General features: G+C 63.5%; 14 protein-coding genes. 6 read left to right on the forward strand and 8 right to left on the reverse strand.

Annotated features, from left to right (window positions below; all coding sequences use genetic code 11):
• Positions 1-14 precede the first annotated feature (14 nt).
• The gene (locus tag RO07_RS15170) at positions 15-713 is read right to left on the reverse strand and encodes a CoA transferase subunit A (RefSeq protein WP_023595503.1); all 699 of its coding nucleotides are present in this window, start codon (positions 711-713) and stop codon (positions 15-17) included.
• 225 nt (positions 714-938) lie between these two features.
• Here RO07_RS15170 and RO07_RS15175 point away from each other — a divergent pair, with 225 nt between their 5' ends.
• The gene (locus RO07_RS15175; RefSeq protein WP_039411917.1) at positions 939-1,484 is read left to right on the forward strand and encodes a PAS and helix-turn-helix domain-containing protein; all 546 of its coding nucleotides are present in this window, start codon (positions 939-941) and stop codon (positions 1,482-1,484) included.
• 108 nt (positions 1,485-1,592) lie between these two features.
• Here RO07_RS15175 and RO07_RS15180 read toward each other — a convergent pair whose 3' ends face one another.
• The 3 genes from RO07_RS15180 to RO07_RS15190 form a co-directional block, all read right to left on the reverse strand.
• Positions 1,593-1,976, reverse strand: coding sequence for an acyl-CoA thioesterase (locus tag RO07_RS15180; protein WP_039411920.1), 384 nt, complete (start codon positions 1,974-1,976; stop codon positions 1,593-1,595).
• Positions 1,977-2,234: 258 nt separating this feature from the next.
• Positions 2,235-3,299, reverse strand: coding sequence for a DctP family TRAP transporter solute-binding subunit (locus tag RO07_RS15185; RefSeq protein WP_052267349.1), 1,065 nt, complete (start codon positions 3,297-3,299; stop codon positions 2,235-2,237).
• Between the two features lie 177 nt (positions 3,300-3,476).
• Positions 3,477-4,253 carry an SDR family oxidoreductase gene (locus RO07_RS15190; protein WP_039411923.1) on the reverse strand — a complete coding sequence of 259 codons (777 nt, stop codon included), beginning with the start codon at positions 4,251-4,253 and terminating at the stop codon, positions 3,477-3,479.
• A gap of 178 nt (positions 4,254-4,431) precedes the next feature.
• Between RO07_RS15190 and RO07_RS15195 the strand changes: the two genes are divergently transcribed.
• On the forward strand, positions 4,432-6,102 hold the full coding sequence (locus RO07_RS15195; RefSeq protein WP_039411926.1) for an electron transfer flavoprotein-ubiquinone oxidoreductase: 1,671 nt from the start codon (positions 4,432-4,434) through the stop codon (positions 6,100-6,102).
• A 129-nt stretch (positions 6,103-6,231) separates the two neighbouring features.
• Entirely contained in the window at positions 6,232-6,549 is a 318-nt protein-coding gene (locus tag RO07_RS15200; protein WP_039411929.1) for an MliC family protein, read from the forward strand.
• Positions 6,550-6,722: 173 nt separating this feature from the next.
• Here the strand turns inward: RO07_RS15200 and aroC are convergent, their stop codons facing one another.
• From aroC to RO07_RS15215, 3 genes are all read right to left on the reverse strand, one after another.
• Positions 6,723-7,826: a chorismate synthase gene (aroC, locus tag RO07_RS15205; RefSeq protein WP_039411932.1), complete on the reverse strand. Its 1,104-nt coding sequence runs from the start codon at positions 7,824-7,826 to the stop codon at positions 6,723-6,725.
• Between the two features lie 181 nt (positions 7,827-8,007).
• Positions 8,008-9,927, reverse strand: a complete 1,920-nt coding sequence (locus RO07_RS15210; RefSeq protein WP_052267350.1) for an MFS transporter — start codon at positions 9,925-9,927, stop codon at positions 8,008-8,010.
• Positions 9,924-10,379 (reverse strand): CBS domain-containing protein, encoded by a 456-nt coding sequence (locus tag RO07_RS15215; RefSeq protein ID WP_039411935.1) that lies wholly within the window; start codon positions 10,377-10,379, stop codon positions 9,924-9,926. The genes RO07_RS15210 and RO07_RS15215 overlap by 4 nt, the downstream gene beginning before the upstream one ends.
• 469 nt (positions 10,380-10,848) lie before the next feature.
• On the opposite strand from RO07_RS15215, the gene RO07_RS15220 reads away from it, so the two are divergent.
• Genes RO07_RS15220 through RO07_RS15230 form a run of 3 tightly spaced genes read left to right on the forward strand, consistent with a single transcriptional unit; the run spans position 10,849 to position 13,323 of the window.
• Positions 10,849-12,156 (forward strand): O-acetylhomoserine aminocarboxypropyltransferase, encoded by a 1,308-nt coding sequence (locus tag RO07_RS15220; protein ID WP_039411938.1) that lies wholly within the window; start codon positions 10,849-10,851, stop codon positions 12,154-12,156.
• Complete coding sequence (locus RO07_RS15225) at positions 12,153-12,968, forward strand: alpha/beta fold hydrolase (RefSeq protein WP_039411940.1); 816 nt, start codon at positions 12,153-12,155, stop codon at positions 12,966-12,968. The genes RO07_RS15220 and RO07_RS15225 overlap by 4 nt, the downstream gene beginning before the upstream one ends.
• A gap of 31 nt (positions 12,969-12,999) precedes the next feature.
• A complete protein-coding gene (locus tag RO07_RS15230) occupies positions 13,000-13,323 on the forward strand; it encodes an Mpo1-like protein (RefSeq protein WP_039411943.1) in 324 nt (107 codons plus the stop codon).
• Positions 13,324-13,377: 54 nt separating this feature from the next.
• On the opposite strand, the gene RO07_RS15235 is transcribed toward RO07_RS15230, so the two are convergent.
• Positions 13,378-14,652: a YihY family inner membrane protein gene (locus tag RO07_RS15235; protein WP_052267351.1), complete on the reverse strand. Its 1,275-nt coding sequence runs from the start codon at positions 14,650-14,652 to the stop codon at positions 13,378-13,380.
• Between the last annotated feature and the right edge of the window lie 132 nt (positions 14,653-14,784).

Genomic DNA, 14,784 nt, shown 5'->3' on the forward strand with positions numbered 1-14,784 from the left:
CTTGTTCTCGGCGCTTACTTGGCACGTACCGTGCGCTGTTCGATGCGTTTTTCCGGATGTGCATTCAGCACGATGCGCTGAACGAAGATACCTGGCAGATGCACGTCGTCCGGATCGATCGAACCGGTCTCGACCAGTTCTTCCACTTCGACAATCGTGATCTTGCCGGCCATGGCGGCCACCGGATTGAAGTTGCGGGCGGTGCGGTTGAACACGAGGTTACCGGCGCGGTCGGCCTTGGCGGCCTTCACGAGCGCGACGTCGGCGCGCAGCGAGCGTTCCATGACATACGTCTCGCCATCGAATTCGCGCGTTTCCTTGCCTTCGGCCACCACCGTGCCCACGCCGGTCTTGGTGAAGAACGCGGGGATGCCGGCGCCGCCGGCACGCAGCTTCTCGGCCAGCGTGCCCTGCGGCGTGAATTCAAGCTCGAGTTCGCCCGCCAGGTACTGGCGCTCGAACTCCTTGTTCTCGCCGACGTACGACGAAATCATCTTCTTGATCTGACGCGTCTCGAGCAGCAAGCCCAGGCCGAAACCGTCCACACCGGCGTTGTTGCTGATACAGGTAAGCCCCTTGACGCCCGAGTCGCGCAGCGCGGCGATCAGGGCCTCCGGAATGCCACACAGGCCGAAGCCGCCGACGGCGAGCGTTTGCCCGTCTGCGACGACACCGGCGAGCGCCTCCTTGGCGCTGGCGTATACCTTGTTCATCGTTTGTCCCTTTCCCTCGGTTGAGAATTGAAATTATGCCGCGCTCTCACGCGTTGCAAGGCTCACGCCGCGCCACGAAACTCCGTGGTTGCGCATCCAGTGCAATCATAAAGCTTACGGTGGCGCGCAAATGGGGCACAATACGTGAAATTACATATCTTCCCGCGCGCCGGCCGCAGCACGCGCCGCACCCGCACGGGGTCCGACCGGATCCGCCCTGCCCCCATGCCGACGTTCGACTATCAGACAGCTTTTCACATCGCACCGGTCGGTCTGGTGATCTCGCGCCAGCGCATCATCGAAGATTGCAACCGTCAGCTCGGCAAGATCTTCGGCTACGAACCCGAAACGCTCATCGGCCAGTCATTCCAGGTGCTGTATCCGTCGCCCAAGGAGTTCGAGCGCATCGGCGAGCGGATTCCGCCGATCATGACCTCGCAGGGCGTCTATTCCGACGAGCGCATCATGCGCCGCGCCAACGGCGAGCTGTTCTGGTGCCATGTCACGGGCCGCTCCCTCGACGTGAACGATCCGCATGCAGCAGGCTTGTGGACGTTCGAGGACATCTCGGCAACCCGACGCGTCGCCGTGGCCCTCACCGCCCGTGAGCGGGAAATCGCAGCGCAACTCGTACAAGGCAAGACCAGCAAGCAGATTGGCAAGATCCTCGACATCAGCCCGCGCACGGTCGACATCTATCGCGCGCGGCTCATGCAGAAATACGGCGCGGGCACCGCCACGGAACTCGTCCAGCGCCTGCTCGGCAACTGAGGCCATCGCCGCGGCGCCCGCCGGCGAGGCAACGAGAGAACGGGGAACACCAAGCCGCCTCGTATCGCCGCCCCGCGGCGCGCGACGCCCGCGACGCCGTCTTACGTCTTACGCCACCAGCGCACGCACGCTATCCGGCAGCGGCACCGACTTCTCTTCCTTGTAGTTCACCCAGACGATCTTGGCGTTGCCTTCGGCGACGAGCACGTCCGGCGTGTCGGCTCGGCGAAGCTCGAAGCGCGTGTCGATGCTGCTTCGTCCCGGCTCGCCCACGAACATGCGGCAGTCGATCTCCCCCGGGTACCGCAATTGCCTCAGGAACGTCATGGCGGCATTGATGATGACCGGCCCTTCGCCCGTGGCGCTCTCCTCCGAGGCGATATTGATCGATTCCAACCAGGAAATACGCACTTGCTCCATGTACCGGAAGTACACGGTATTGTTGACATGCCCGAACGCATCCATATCGCCCCAGCGAATCGGCATGCGCATCCGAAAAACTTCCTTGTAGTGTGACGACACTTCGAATTCCCCATATTGAAAATCGACGCTCCGCCGCGTACCGGCCGGGCGTCATGGGATGAAAGTGTATCGCTTTGGATGGCGTGATGTGCGGCAACGGCCACGCGGATCGCGGCATGGACGGCGTTTTCGGACGCCGTGAGCAGTGGGAATCGGACGAGTCCGAGAGACATCCGACCGGACCGACGCATACGGCGTATCGAACGCCTCCGATCCGCCGACGTCGCCCTATTGGCGCACGTTCGACGCCTGCGGCTTGCCGTTCGTCTCGCCGTCCCGCACGGCCGCTTCGGCCTTCTCGACGAGATCGCGTCCGACCAGCACCTTCCATTTGGTATAGACGGGACGCGTCGCATCCACGAAGCGCTGACGCTGTTCGGGCGTGAGCCGCGTCACCTTCACGCCGCGCGCCTCCAGGTCCTCCCACATGCCGCGCCCGCTGCTCAGCAAGTCTTCGCGCGCGAGCGTGATTTCGAAGCGCGCCGCTTCCACCGCCGCCTCGCGCACGACGTCGCGATCCTGCTGCGACCAACTGTCCCACACTTGCCGGTTCACCACGAATACGATGGGATCGGCCATGTAGTCCCACACGGTGATGTAGCGCTGCCCCACCGTGTCTAGCTTGACGTTGTTGTAGATCGTGATCGGGTTTTCCTGACCATCGATCTTGCGGGCGCGCAGCGCACGAATTGCCTCGTTCCACGTCATCTGTGCCGGCACGGTGCCGAGCGCGGTGAAGATGTCGTTGAACAGGAGCGAACCGACGACGCGAAAACGCAAGCCGCGCATGTCCTCCGGTGTACGAATCGGGCGACGCGAATTGCTCAGTTGCCGAAAACCGTTCTCGCCCCACGCGAGTGGCACGACGCCCTGCTCCTCCATACGCCGGAACAGTTCGCGCCCGACCTCGCCCTGCGTGAGCGCGTCGAGCGATCGATAGCCGCGCAGCAGAAACGGCAGGGCGAAGACATTGAACTCGGGGACGGCCGACGACCAGTTGATCGTCGAGCCGACCGCGATGTCGATCACGCCCTGGCGCAGCGCGGTAAACTCGCGCGTCTGATCACCGCCGACGAGCGCGGCGCCCGGATGCAGCCGGATGTTGATACGCCCGCGCGTACGTTCGCGCACCATATCGGCCCAGAGCTGAGTGCCCTTGCCCCAGGGGGTGCCGGCGTCCGGCACGATCGACAGCGAGTATTCAGCCTTGTAAGGTTGCGCTGCGATAGGCAGCGCGGTTGCGGCGAGGGCAAGCGCGACTCCGACGAGCCCCCGCCAGCCTAGATTACGCATGTTGTCCTCAAGATGATTCGGGATCCGACGTCAATGCGACGCCCCCACGATCCCGTGAACATCGACAAATTATGCGCCCGTCGTCACGGCGCTGACTGCCTCGGACAATCCCCGATTGCCGCATTGCAACAAGCCTGCCCAATCGCCCGAATGCTTATGCCAAGCGGCTTGGCGCGCTCAACTGACGGCCAGACCGTCGTCGACGGTCATGATCGATCCGTTGATGAATCGAGAATCGTCCGAGGCAAGAAGAAGAATCAACCCGTCGAGATCGCTTGGCGCGCCCACCCGTTGACGCGGCAGCATCTGCACGAGCTTGCGCCCAGCCTCCGTCTGCCAGTGATCGTGGTTGATCTCGGTGTCGATATAGCCGGGACACAGTGCATTCACGTTAATGTTGAAGCGCCCCCACTCGAGCGCCATCGCGCGCGTCATGTGAATGACGGCGGCCTTGCTCAGGCAATACACGCCGAGCATGGAAATCGCCCGCTCGCCCGCCACCGACGCGACATTGATGATGCGATGCTGTCGCTGCGGGTCTCCCTTGGCCCGACGGATCATGCGCTTGGCGACTTCCTGCGCCACGAAGAATGCGCCCCGCGTGTTCGTATCGAGCACGTAGTCGTATTCCTGCGGCGTGACGTCGACCAGACGCTGCTGCGTCGACACGCCGGAGTTGTTGATGAGGATGTCGATGGCGCCGGCTTCGGTTTCCGCATGCGCCACCCCTGCGCGAATGCTGTCGTAATCGGTCACATCGATCGGCACCACGTGCGCGGCGCCGCCCTGCGCTTCGATCTCCGCGCGCAACTCCTTGAGCCGCTCCACGCGACGGCTCGCCAGCACCACCTTGGCCCCCGCCTGCGCCAACACCTTGGCAAACTGCATGCCCAGACCGCTCGATGCGCCCGTCACCATCGCCACTTTGCCTTCCAGATTCAGCGAACGCCCCATCTTCCTCTCCCTCATGCCCGAACGGGCAATGAATGCCGGCGCGACGGCAAAGCCTGCCGCTAGAGCTTCCTACCTACCAAACCGAACGATCGTACTATTAATATGCGGTTGCGAGGTGTTCCCCATTCCCGGAAAATGGCCGCACCCACGAATTCTAACGTTTATAACAGGAGCATCAATGGATCCCAAGCTGCTCGAGCAGTACGGCCCGAGGGAATCGATGGAGTATGACGTCGTCGTTGTCGGCGGCGGCCCGGCCGGCCTGTCCACGGCTATCCGTTTGAAGCAACGCGCGCAGGAGGCGGGCAAGGAAATTTCCGTGTGTGTGCTGGAAAAAGGCTCGGAAATCGGCGCCCACATCCTGTCCGGCGCGGTCATGGATCCCCGCGCGCTCACCGAACTCATCCCCAACTGGAAGGAACTTGGCGCACCGCTCGACACCCCCGTCGCCGAGGATCGTTTCCTGTTTCTGACGGAAAACGGAGCGACTGCCACGCCGTCGTGGCTGCTGCCGGCTTGCTTCCAGAACCACGGCAACTACGTCATCAGCCTCGGTAACGTCGTTCGCTGGCTCGGCCAGCAGGCCGAGGCACTGGGCGTCGAGATCTTCCCGGGTTTCCCCGCGGCGGAGGTGCTTTACGACGAGAACGGCGCCGTCATGGGCGTGGCCACCGGCAACATGGGCGTGGGCAAGGATGGCGAGCCGACCGAGAACTTCCAGCTCGGCATGGAGTTGCACGCCAAATACACGATCTTCTCCGAAGGCGCACGCGGCAACCTCGGTCGTCAGTTGATGCGCAAGTTCAACCTCGACGAGGGCCGCGATCCGCAGGCCTACGGTCTGGGTATCAAGGAACTGTGGGAAATCGATCCGGCCAAGCACAAGGAAGGCCTCGTCGTGCACACGGCCGGCTGGCCGCTCAAGGCCGACACCTATGGCGGCTCGTTCCTGTATCACTTGTCGAACCATCAGGTCGCCGTCGGCTTCATCGTCGGTCTCGACTACAGCAACCCGTATCTGTCGCCGTTCGAGGAATTCCAGCGCTACAAGACGCACCCCTCGATCCGCCACTTCCTTGAAGGCGGCAAGCGCATTTCGTACGGCGCACGCGCGATCACCGCCGGCGGGTTGCTCGCGCTGCCGAAGCTTGTCTTCAAGGGTGGCGCGCTGGTCGGTTGCGAAGCCGGCTTCCTCAACGTAAGCCGCATCAAGGGCAGTCACGCCGCCATCAAGAGCGGCATGCTGGTCGCCGATGCCGCCTTTGACGCCCTCGCCGCCGATCGTCAGCGCGATGAGCTCACCGCCTACCCGGCCGCCTTCGAGCAGTCGTGGCTGCATGAGGAGCTGAACAAGTCGCGCAACTTCAAGCAGTGGTTCAAGAAGGGGTTGACCGTCGCGACGATCATGACCGGCATCGAGCAGAAACTGCTCGGCGGCAAGATGCCGTGGACGATCCATCGCAAGAAAGCCGACTACGAGTGCCTGCTGCCGGCGGCGCAATGTCAGCCGATCGTGTATCCGAAGCCGGATGGCAAGCTGACGTTCGATCGTCTGTCGTCGGTGTTCATCTCGAATACCAATCACGAAGAAAACCAGCCGGCACACCTCACGCTCAAGGATCCTGGCGTGCCGGTGGGCATCAATCTGGCCGAGTATGCAGGTCCGGAGCAGCGCTATTGCCCGGCTGGCGTATACGAATTCGTGAAGAACGACGACGACTCCGAACGCCTGCAGATCAATGCGCAGAACTGCGTGCACTGCAAGACGTGCGACATCAAGGATCCGACGCAAAACATTGTGTGGGTTACGCCGGAGGGCGGTGGCGGGCCGAACTACCCGAACATGTGATGCAGGAACCGACCGCCGGCTCGTCCGGCGGTTTTTGATGGTGCGCACTGCCTGGCGCCAGCGGCTCACGCGGCCGGTATCACGGTCTGTGTCAAAGGGGCGCCGAATTCACGTCAATGGTCAGGAGGCATGATGTCGAGAACTTCCGCATGGCTCTCGGGCGCAGCGCTCGTCGGCGCCCTTTCGCTGGCTTACGGTCCGGTGCAGGCGAAGACCGTGAGTTATCTCTGTGACAATCAGCACGTCGCGGTGGTCGTCTACGACGATCACAACCTCGGCGGCAACGTGACGTTCTACTGGATGGGCAAACGCGAAATCCTCAAGCCCGCCCGGGTGGCGTCCGGCGAAAAGCACGTAGGCCGCACACTCGTCTGGTGGAGCAAAGGGCTGGAAGGCACGGTCTACACCGCGAAAGGCGAGCAGCCCATCGCACAGTGCAAGGAGTAATGAGGAAACGCCAGACGACTTGAACTGACCGTTGGAGCCATGCCCAACTATTGGGGGTCAGTTCAACTTGCCTGACGTTTTTCTTTCGCGGCCGAGGGGCGATCGCGCGCGCCAACGGTTCAGCGTACCACCTCCGTCGCTCGACAACGACTCGCCGGTGGGGCGGTCTCGTCTCACTCGGGCGCGCGCGCCGCAACTACGGGCGTGCCGCTCTGCACATCGCCGCATTGGGCGCGGTGACGCAGCGCATGATCGATCAGCACGAGCGCCAACAAGGCTTCGGCGATCGGCGTCGCGCGAATGCCGACGCAAGGGTCGTGGCGCCCGAACGTCTCGACCGTCGACGGCTGCCCAGTCACGTCGATCGAGCGACGGGGCGTACGAATGCTCGACGTGGGCTTGATGGCGATGGAGACATCGATGTCCTGGCCAGTCGAAATACCGCCGAGAACGCCACCGGCGTTGTTACCGACGAAGCCTTCCGGGGTCAATTCATCCCCATGCTCGGAGCCCTTCTGCGTAACGCTTCGGAAACCCGCCCCGATCTCCACGCCCTTGACGGCATTCAACCCCATCATCGCGTGTGCGATATCGGCATCGAGTCGGTCGAACAGGGGTTCGCCCAGCCCAACCGGCACGCCAGTCGCCACGACGCGCAACCGGGCGCCCACGGAATCCCCCGCCTTGCGCAGATCGTCCATGTAGCTTTCGAGCTGCGGAACGACCTCTGCATTCGCTGCGAAGAACGGATTTTGCGACACCTGCGACCAATCGGTCTGCGGAATCTCGATATCGCCGAGCTGCGTCATGCAGCCGCGCACCTGCACGCCGAACCGCTCTGCCAACCACTTCTTGGCCACAGCGCCTGCCGCCACCACCGGCGCCGTCAAACGCGCCGACGAGCGACCGCCGCCGCGATGGTCGCGAACGCCGTACTTCTGCAGATAAGTGTAGTCGGCGTGCCCCGGGCGGAACGTCTGGACGATGTTGCCGTAATCCTTGCTGCGTTGATCGGTGTTGCGAATGAGCAGCGCGATCGGCGTGCCCGTCGTCACACCTTCGAATACGCCCGAGAGGATCTCGACGGCATCCGGCTCGTTGCGTTGCGTCACGTGACGCGACGTGCCGGGACGGCGGCGATCCAGCTCTGCCTGAATGTCGGCTTCCGTGAGCGCCATTCCCGGCGGGCAGCCATCGATGACACAGCCGATGGCCGGGCCATGCGATTCGCCGAAAGTGGTGACGGTAAACAGGGTTCCAAGCGTATTGCCAGACATACGGGGATCAGGGTCGGGTGAGACGGGAAAGCCCTATTATGCCAGCGATCCCGCCGTATCGCGCCGCCCGGTGCGGCATTCCGTAACGTGAATCGGCCGAACAGCAGCATTTTCAGCGCCCTCTGCGCAGGGCCTCGGAAGCTTCCGAGGTGGAAGCCGCCGCGCTTGATCGTTCAGATGTTCAAACCGGCCAGGGCCCGCGCAGCTTGAGCACTTTCTCGCGTAGTACCTCGGGCGTGGCCTGCGTCGGCGCCACCGGATCGCCGATGACGAGCTCCAGACGGTTCAGAATGCCACGCTTGAACGGGCGCGTCATCGCCGCCCCGCCATGACGCGAGAAGAAGCTGCCCCACAACCCACGCAGCGCCATCGGGATGACCGGCACCGGGGTACGCTCGACGATACGCTGAATTCCCTGGCGGAAGACCTGTACGTCGCCCGACGCCGTGAGTTTGCCCTCTGGAAAAATGCAGACCACCTCGCCGGCTTCGAGCGCCTTCGAAATCTCCGCGTACGCGCGACTCAGGGCTTGTGGATCCTCATGCGCGGGCGCGATGGGAATCGCGCGGACCGTATGGAAGAACCATGACAGCACGGGAATGCGAAAGATCCGATGATCCATGACGAAACGCACCGGCCGCCGGATCGAGGCGCCGATCACCACCGCATCGGCGAAACTCACGTGGTTGCACACGAGCACGCACGGGCCTTCGTCCGGAATTCGATCCGCGCCTTCGACCTTGATACGATAGATCGTGTGCAGCAGCAGCCACATCACGAAACGGATCAGGAATTCGGGCAGGAGCGTGTAGAGATACACCGCCACCAGCGCGTTGAGAATCCCGGTGACCAGATACAGCTGATCGATGGTGAAACCGGCGCGCGTGAGCGCCATCGCCATGAGGGCCGAGACGATCATGAACAACGCGTTGAGAATATTGTTGGCGGCAATGATGCGCGCACGATGCGACGGCGCGCTGCGGCTCTGAATCAGCGCGTACAACGGCACGCTGTAGAAACCGCCGAACATCGCCAGCAGGAACAGATCCGCCAGGATTCGCCAATGCCCCGGCTGCGAAATGAACTGCGCAACCGTTTGCAGCGAAGCGCCGCCGGCCCCGCCCCGGCTCGCGAAGTACAGATCGATGGCAAACACCGTCATGCCGATCGAGCCGAACGGCACCAGCCCGATCTCCACCTTGCCGCCCGAAAGCCGTTCGCACAGCAACGAGCCAATGCCGATGCCTACGGAGAACATCGCCAGCAACAGCGTCACTACGCCAGGGTCGGCGCCGAGCACGTCGCGAGAGAAGTTGAAGAACGAGGCAAGAAACGTTGCCCCCAGAAACCACAGCCACGAAATGCCCAGCAGGCTCTGAAACACGGCCCGATCGCCGCGGGCGATCTGCAGATTGCGCCAGGTCTCGGTAAAGGGATTCCAGTTGATGCGCAGATCGGGCTGCGGCGCGGGCGTTTGCGGCACCCATGTCGATGCCGATCGGCCCAGCACCGCCAGCGTGACGCAGACGCCACCAAGCCACGGCAACGCCGGCGCGCCCGCCGCGGCGATTTCGCCGCCGACGATCGTGCCGACCAGAATCGCCACGAACGTGCCCATTTCCACTAGGCCGTTGCCGCCCACGAGTTCGTGCGTGGCGAGATGTTGCGGCAGATAGGCGTACTTCACCGGACCGAACAGCGTCGAGTGCAACCCCATCAGAAAGGTGCAGACGTACAGCAGCGACGCGTTCGTCCACAGGAATCCGAGCGCGCCCACGGCCATGATCGCGATCTCGAGTGTCTTGACGAAACGAATTAGCCGCGCCTTGTCCCACTTGTCGGCGATCTGGCCACTGGTGGCCGAGAACAGGAGGAACGGCGCGATGAAGATGGCCGAGATCAGGAACGCCGCCGTCTTGCCGTCAACGTCCTGAAAAAGCGATGCATGGTAGGTGACAAGCGACGTGAACGCGATCTTGAACACGTTATCGTTCATCGCGCCCAGAAACTGCGTCCAGAAGAACGGTGCGAAACGCCGTTCCTTCAGCAGTCGCGATTGGTGGCCCTCGCCGCGTGCCCCGCGCTGGCTGGGCTCACTCACTTGGTGTCTTCCGCTTCCTCGGCAGGCCAGTCGCGAATGTAGGCCTTGAGCATACGGTTCTCGAAGGACTGCTCCTCGACGACAGCGCGCGCGACATCGTAGAAGGAAATCACGCCCATGAGCGTGCGGTTGTCCATGACCGGCAGGTAACGGGCATGGCGCTCGAGCATCATGCGGCGCACCTCGTTCACATCCGTCTCCGGCGTGCACGTGAGCGGATGATCGTCCATGATCTTGCGGATCGTGGAGCCGCCGACGGTCCCACCATTCTTGCTGATCGTGTTGATGATTTCACGGAAGGTGAGCATGCCGACGAGATCGCCGTACTCCATCACCACGAGCGAGCCGATGTCGTGCTCCGCCATCGTGTCGACGGCATCGGCCAGCGACGTCTCCGGGGTCACAGTGAAAAGGGTGTTGCCCTTCACTTTCAGGATGTCAGACACACGCATGGCACACACTCCTCTTTGTATTGCTCGGGCAAACGCGGCGGAACGCTGCCGCCGAACGCATTGCTGGACTATCGCCGGACGCCGGCTCACGAGACAGATCGCCGGCCGCGATGCCGGTGTCTTCGTATCGATTCATCAACATCGATTCCTTAACGGAACCTGTTGAAAGGATGCTATCGGAAAGCGCCTCAAAAGGAAAGGCGCACGACGCTCACATGGCCGTACGGCGCGGGTTTTCGGCCGATTCTGCGACCGCACTCGGACAACGCGCTACGTCCGGCATCGGACAACACCGCGATTTCCCTGATCGGCTCTGCAAAGCCTGTCGGAATGCACGGCGGTGATGCTAGGATTGCCGTATACGTAAAGTCGCAGACGGTGACACCCGCCGGCCAGGCGCGATCATCCAGTCACCACCGAGCCACCACCCGAGCTACCGCCGAATCAACTTCCGAGGGCCTTCACCGACATGTCCGCACCGCACTTCGATACGCTCACCCTGCACGCAGGCGCGGCCCCCGACCCGGCGACGGGCGCGAGGGCCACGCCGATCTATCAGACGACATCGTTCGTCTTCCCCGACGCCGACCAGGCGGCCGCCCTGTTCAACATGGAGCGCGCGGGGCACGTCTATTCGCGCATATCCAACCCGACCAACGCCGTCTTCGAGGAGCGCATGGCCGCTCTCGAGAACGGCGCGGGCGCCATTGCCACGGCCAGCGGTCAGGCCGCCCTGCATCTGGCCATTGCCACGCTGATGGGAGCGGGCTCGCACATCGTCGCATCCGGTGCGCTGTACGGCGGCTCGCACAATCTGCTGCACTACACGCTGCGCCGCTTCGGCATCGAAACCACCTTCGTACGCCCCGGCGATCTCGACGGCTGGCGTGCCGCGATCAGGCCCGAGACGCGACTCCTCTTCGGCGAGACGCTGGGCAATCCGGGACTCGACGTACTCGACATTCCGGGCGTCGCGCAGATCGCCCACGACGCCGGCGTGCCCCTGCTCGTCGACAGCACGTTCACCACACCATGGCTCATCCGTCCCTTCGACCACGGCGCCGACCTCGTGTATCACTCGGCGACCAAGTTCCTCGGCGGGCATGGCACCACGATCGGCGGCGTGCTGATTGACGGCGGCACGTTCGACTTCGAGGCGAGCGGCAAATTTCCGGAGCTGACCGAGCCTTACGACGGCTTTCACGGCATGATCTTCGCCGAGGAGAATTCCGTCGCGCCCTTCCTCCTGCGCGCTCGGCGCGAAGGTCTGCGCGACTTCGGCGCGTGCCTGCATCCGCAGGCGGCATGGCAACTGCTGCAGGGCGTCGAGACGCTGCCGCTGCGCATGGCCCGACACGTCGACAACGCGCGTCGCGTCGTGGAATTTCTTGCGGGTCATGAGGCCGTGGAAAGCGTCGCCTACCCTGAACTGCCGTCACACCCGGACCATGCCCTGGCCAAACGGCTGCTGCCGCGCGGTGCGGGCGCCGTGTTCAGCTTCAATCTCAAGGGCGACCGCGCGGCGGGCCGACGCTTCATCGAAGCACTGCAACTGTTCTCGCATCTGGCGAACGTGGGCGATGCGCGCTCGCTCGTCATTCACCCGGCTTCGACCACGCACTTCCGCATGGACGCCGCGGCACTCGCCGCCGCCGGCATTGGCGAAGGCACCGTGCGCCTGTCGATCGGTCTCGAAGACCCGGACGACCTGATCCAGGATCTCAAGCGCGGCCTGAAGACCGCCACCAAGTCCTCCTCCAAAGGAAGCGTGTCATGAATTTCGAGCTCGAAGGCAACAACGTCTACGCCTATACCGCCGGAAAGCCGCTCGACCCCGCACAGCCGACGGTCGTCTTCCTGCACGGGGCGCAACACGATCACAGCGTCTGGGGGTTGCAAAGCCGATATCTCGCGCACCACGGCATGAACGTGCTGGCGCTCGATCTGCCCGGACATCACCGCAGCACGGGAGCGCCACTGTCAACGATCGGCGAGATGGCCGATCGCGTGGTTGCGGTGCTCGACGCCGCCGGCCTCGAGCGCGCCGCGTGGGTCGGTCACAGTATGGGATCGCTCATCGCGCTGGACGCCGCTGCGCGTCACCCTGAACGCGTGTCGCGCATTGCGCTGGTAGGGACGGCGTATCCGATGAAAGTCTCGGACGTGCTGCTCGAAGCCGCCGCGGAACGCGAGCCCGAGGCCATCGCGCTCGTCAACGCCTGGTCGCACAGCACGCTCGCGGCCAAACCGTCGGCGCCCGGCCCGGGCTTCTGGACATGGGGCGGCAACCAACGGCTGATGGAGCGTGTGGCGAAACGCAATCCCGCGAAGGTGTTCCTCACCGACTTCGAGGCGTGCAATGGCTACGATCAGGGATGGGATGCGGCTGCGCGTGTCAAGTGTCCGGTGCTCGCGGTGCTCGGTGCGCGCGACCAGATGACGCCGCCGCGCGCCGCACAGGCGGTGCTCGACGCGCTTCGCGAGGCGGGCGTGCCGGTAACGGTCGAGCGCGTCGATGCGGGCCACGCGATCATGACGGAACAGCCTGATGCGCTGCTCGATGCCCTCGTGAAATTCATGCGACACTGAGTACGTCACCTTCGCGACGAGGAGACCTGCCATGCCCGATTTACACGACAACGCGCCGGCATTTCATCGGTTCGCGGACTTCTATCCGTTCTACCTGGGCGAGCATCGCAATCCCATTTGCCGCCGCCTGCATTTCATTGGCTCGTGGGGGGTGATCGCCTGCGTGCTGGTGTTCGCGGTGACAGGCAACGTGTGGTGGCTTCCGACAGCAGTCGTCTGTGGCTACGCGTTCGCATGGATCGGCCACTTTTTCTTCGAGAAAAACCGGCCGGCCACGTTTCGCCACCCGATCTACAGCCTGATGGGCGACTGGGTCATGTTCCGCGACATCTGCCTTGGCCGCGTGAAGTTGTAGCAGTCGCCGCGGTGCCAGCGGCGCCAGCGCCGCCACCCTCCCGCCGCGCAGCGTTTACTTTCGCTCGCTCCCTTTATCCTCGTCGTCGTACGCGGCGGCCTCGCGCGGCAGGGCGTCGGCGAGCGGCACGTCCCACTTGCCCTCGCGCAGCATCTCGGCCACGTGCGCGCCGTCGAGCGCGTGGCGCTCCATCTGTCGCGCCAGCTCGTCCACATTGAGGGCAAGCTGCGCGACGAGCGGCGCAAGCGTGGTCGCATTCGGATTGGCGAGCAACAGCCAGCGTTCGACCGGGGGTTGCATGGTGATCCGTCCAACCCAGCCCATGCGCTCGAGGCGCATGAGCAAATTGCTGGCGTGCTCCAGACTCGTGCGCATGGTCCGCGCCAGCTCCGCGGAGGTGCGTCCCGCGCCGCCAGCCTCGCGATTGCGGTTGAGCAGATGGATGAGCGTCAGGCCGTCGAGCAGATCGCTGCCCGGAAAACTCGGATACTGAAAATGCCCGAGCCGCAGTGCCGGCAATACCGAAGTGATCGTCGCGCCGAGCAACGCCACGAGCCATGACAGGTAGATCCACAGCAGGAAAATCGGCACCGCCGCAAACGCGCCGTAGACAGCCGTGTAGGTCGGGAACTGGCGGATGTACAGACCGAAACCGCGCTTGGTCAGATCGAAGGCGATCGCCGCCACGATACCGCCGACGAGCGCATCGCGCCAATCCACCTTGCAGTTCGGCATGTAGACGTACATCAGCATGAACGCCAAACTCGTGAGCGCGAGCGGAATCAGGCTGAGCAGCGAGGCGACGGCCGGCGGCAGCGTGCTCACGAGCGACATGGATTGCGTGAAGACGTACGAGCTGATCGACAGACTCACGCCGAACAGCAACGGCCCGAGCGTGAGCAGACTCCAGTAGATGAGCATACGCTGAGCGAGCGGGCGCGGACGCGGCACGCGCCAGATCACGTTGAAGGCCGACTCGATGGTCATCAACGTCAGCACCGACGTGACCAGCAAACCGATCAGGCCGAACGCCGTCAGGCTCTTCGCCTTGGACGCGAACTGATTCAGGTAATTGAAGATCTGCGCATTGACGCTCTCCGGCATCAGATGCTCGAGCAGAAAGCCCTGCAAGGCGTCGCGAAACGAATTGAAGATCGGGAATGCGGTAAAAAGCGCAAATGTGACCGCGAACAGCGGCACGATCGAGAGGATCGAGGTGAATGTCAGACTTCCCGCCACCTGCGGAATCCGGTCGTCCTGCGCCCGCGCGAGCGCGTACCTCAGCAGTTGGCGAACGTTGTTCCAGTTGATGCGGGGTGGTTTAAGCAAATCGGACTCCACGTGAAGAAACAATTGAGACAATCGAGACGGTCAAGGCGGCCGGAACCGTCGCTGCGACGTGCGTCAGACCGTCCCGTCACGCCTATGGGAACGCCCTATAATACCCGCACTTTTTGCAGG

The sequence above is a fragment of the Pandoraea pulmonicola genome, assembly GCF_000815105.2.
In the GTDB taxonomy this organism is placed as follows: Bacteria; Pseudomonadota; Gammaproteobacteria; order Burkholderiales; family Burkholderiaceae; genus Pandoraea; species Pandoraea pulmonicola.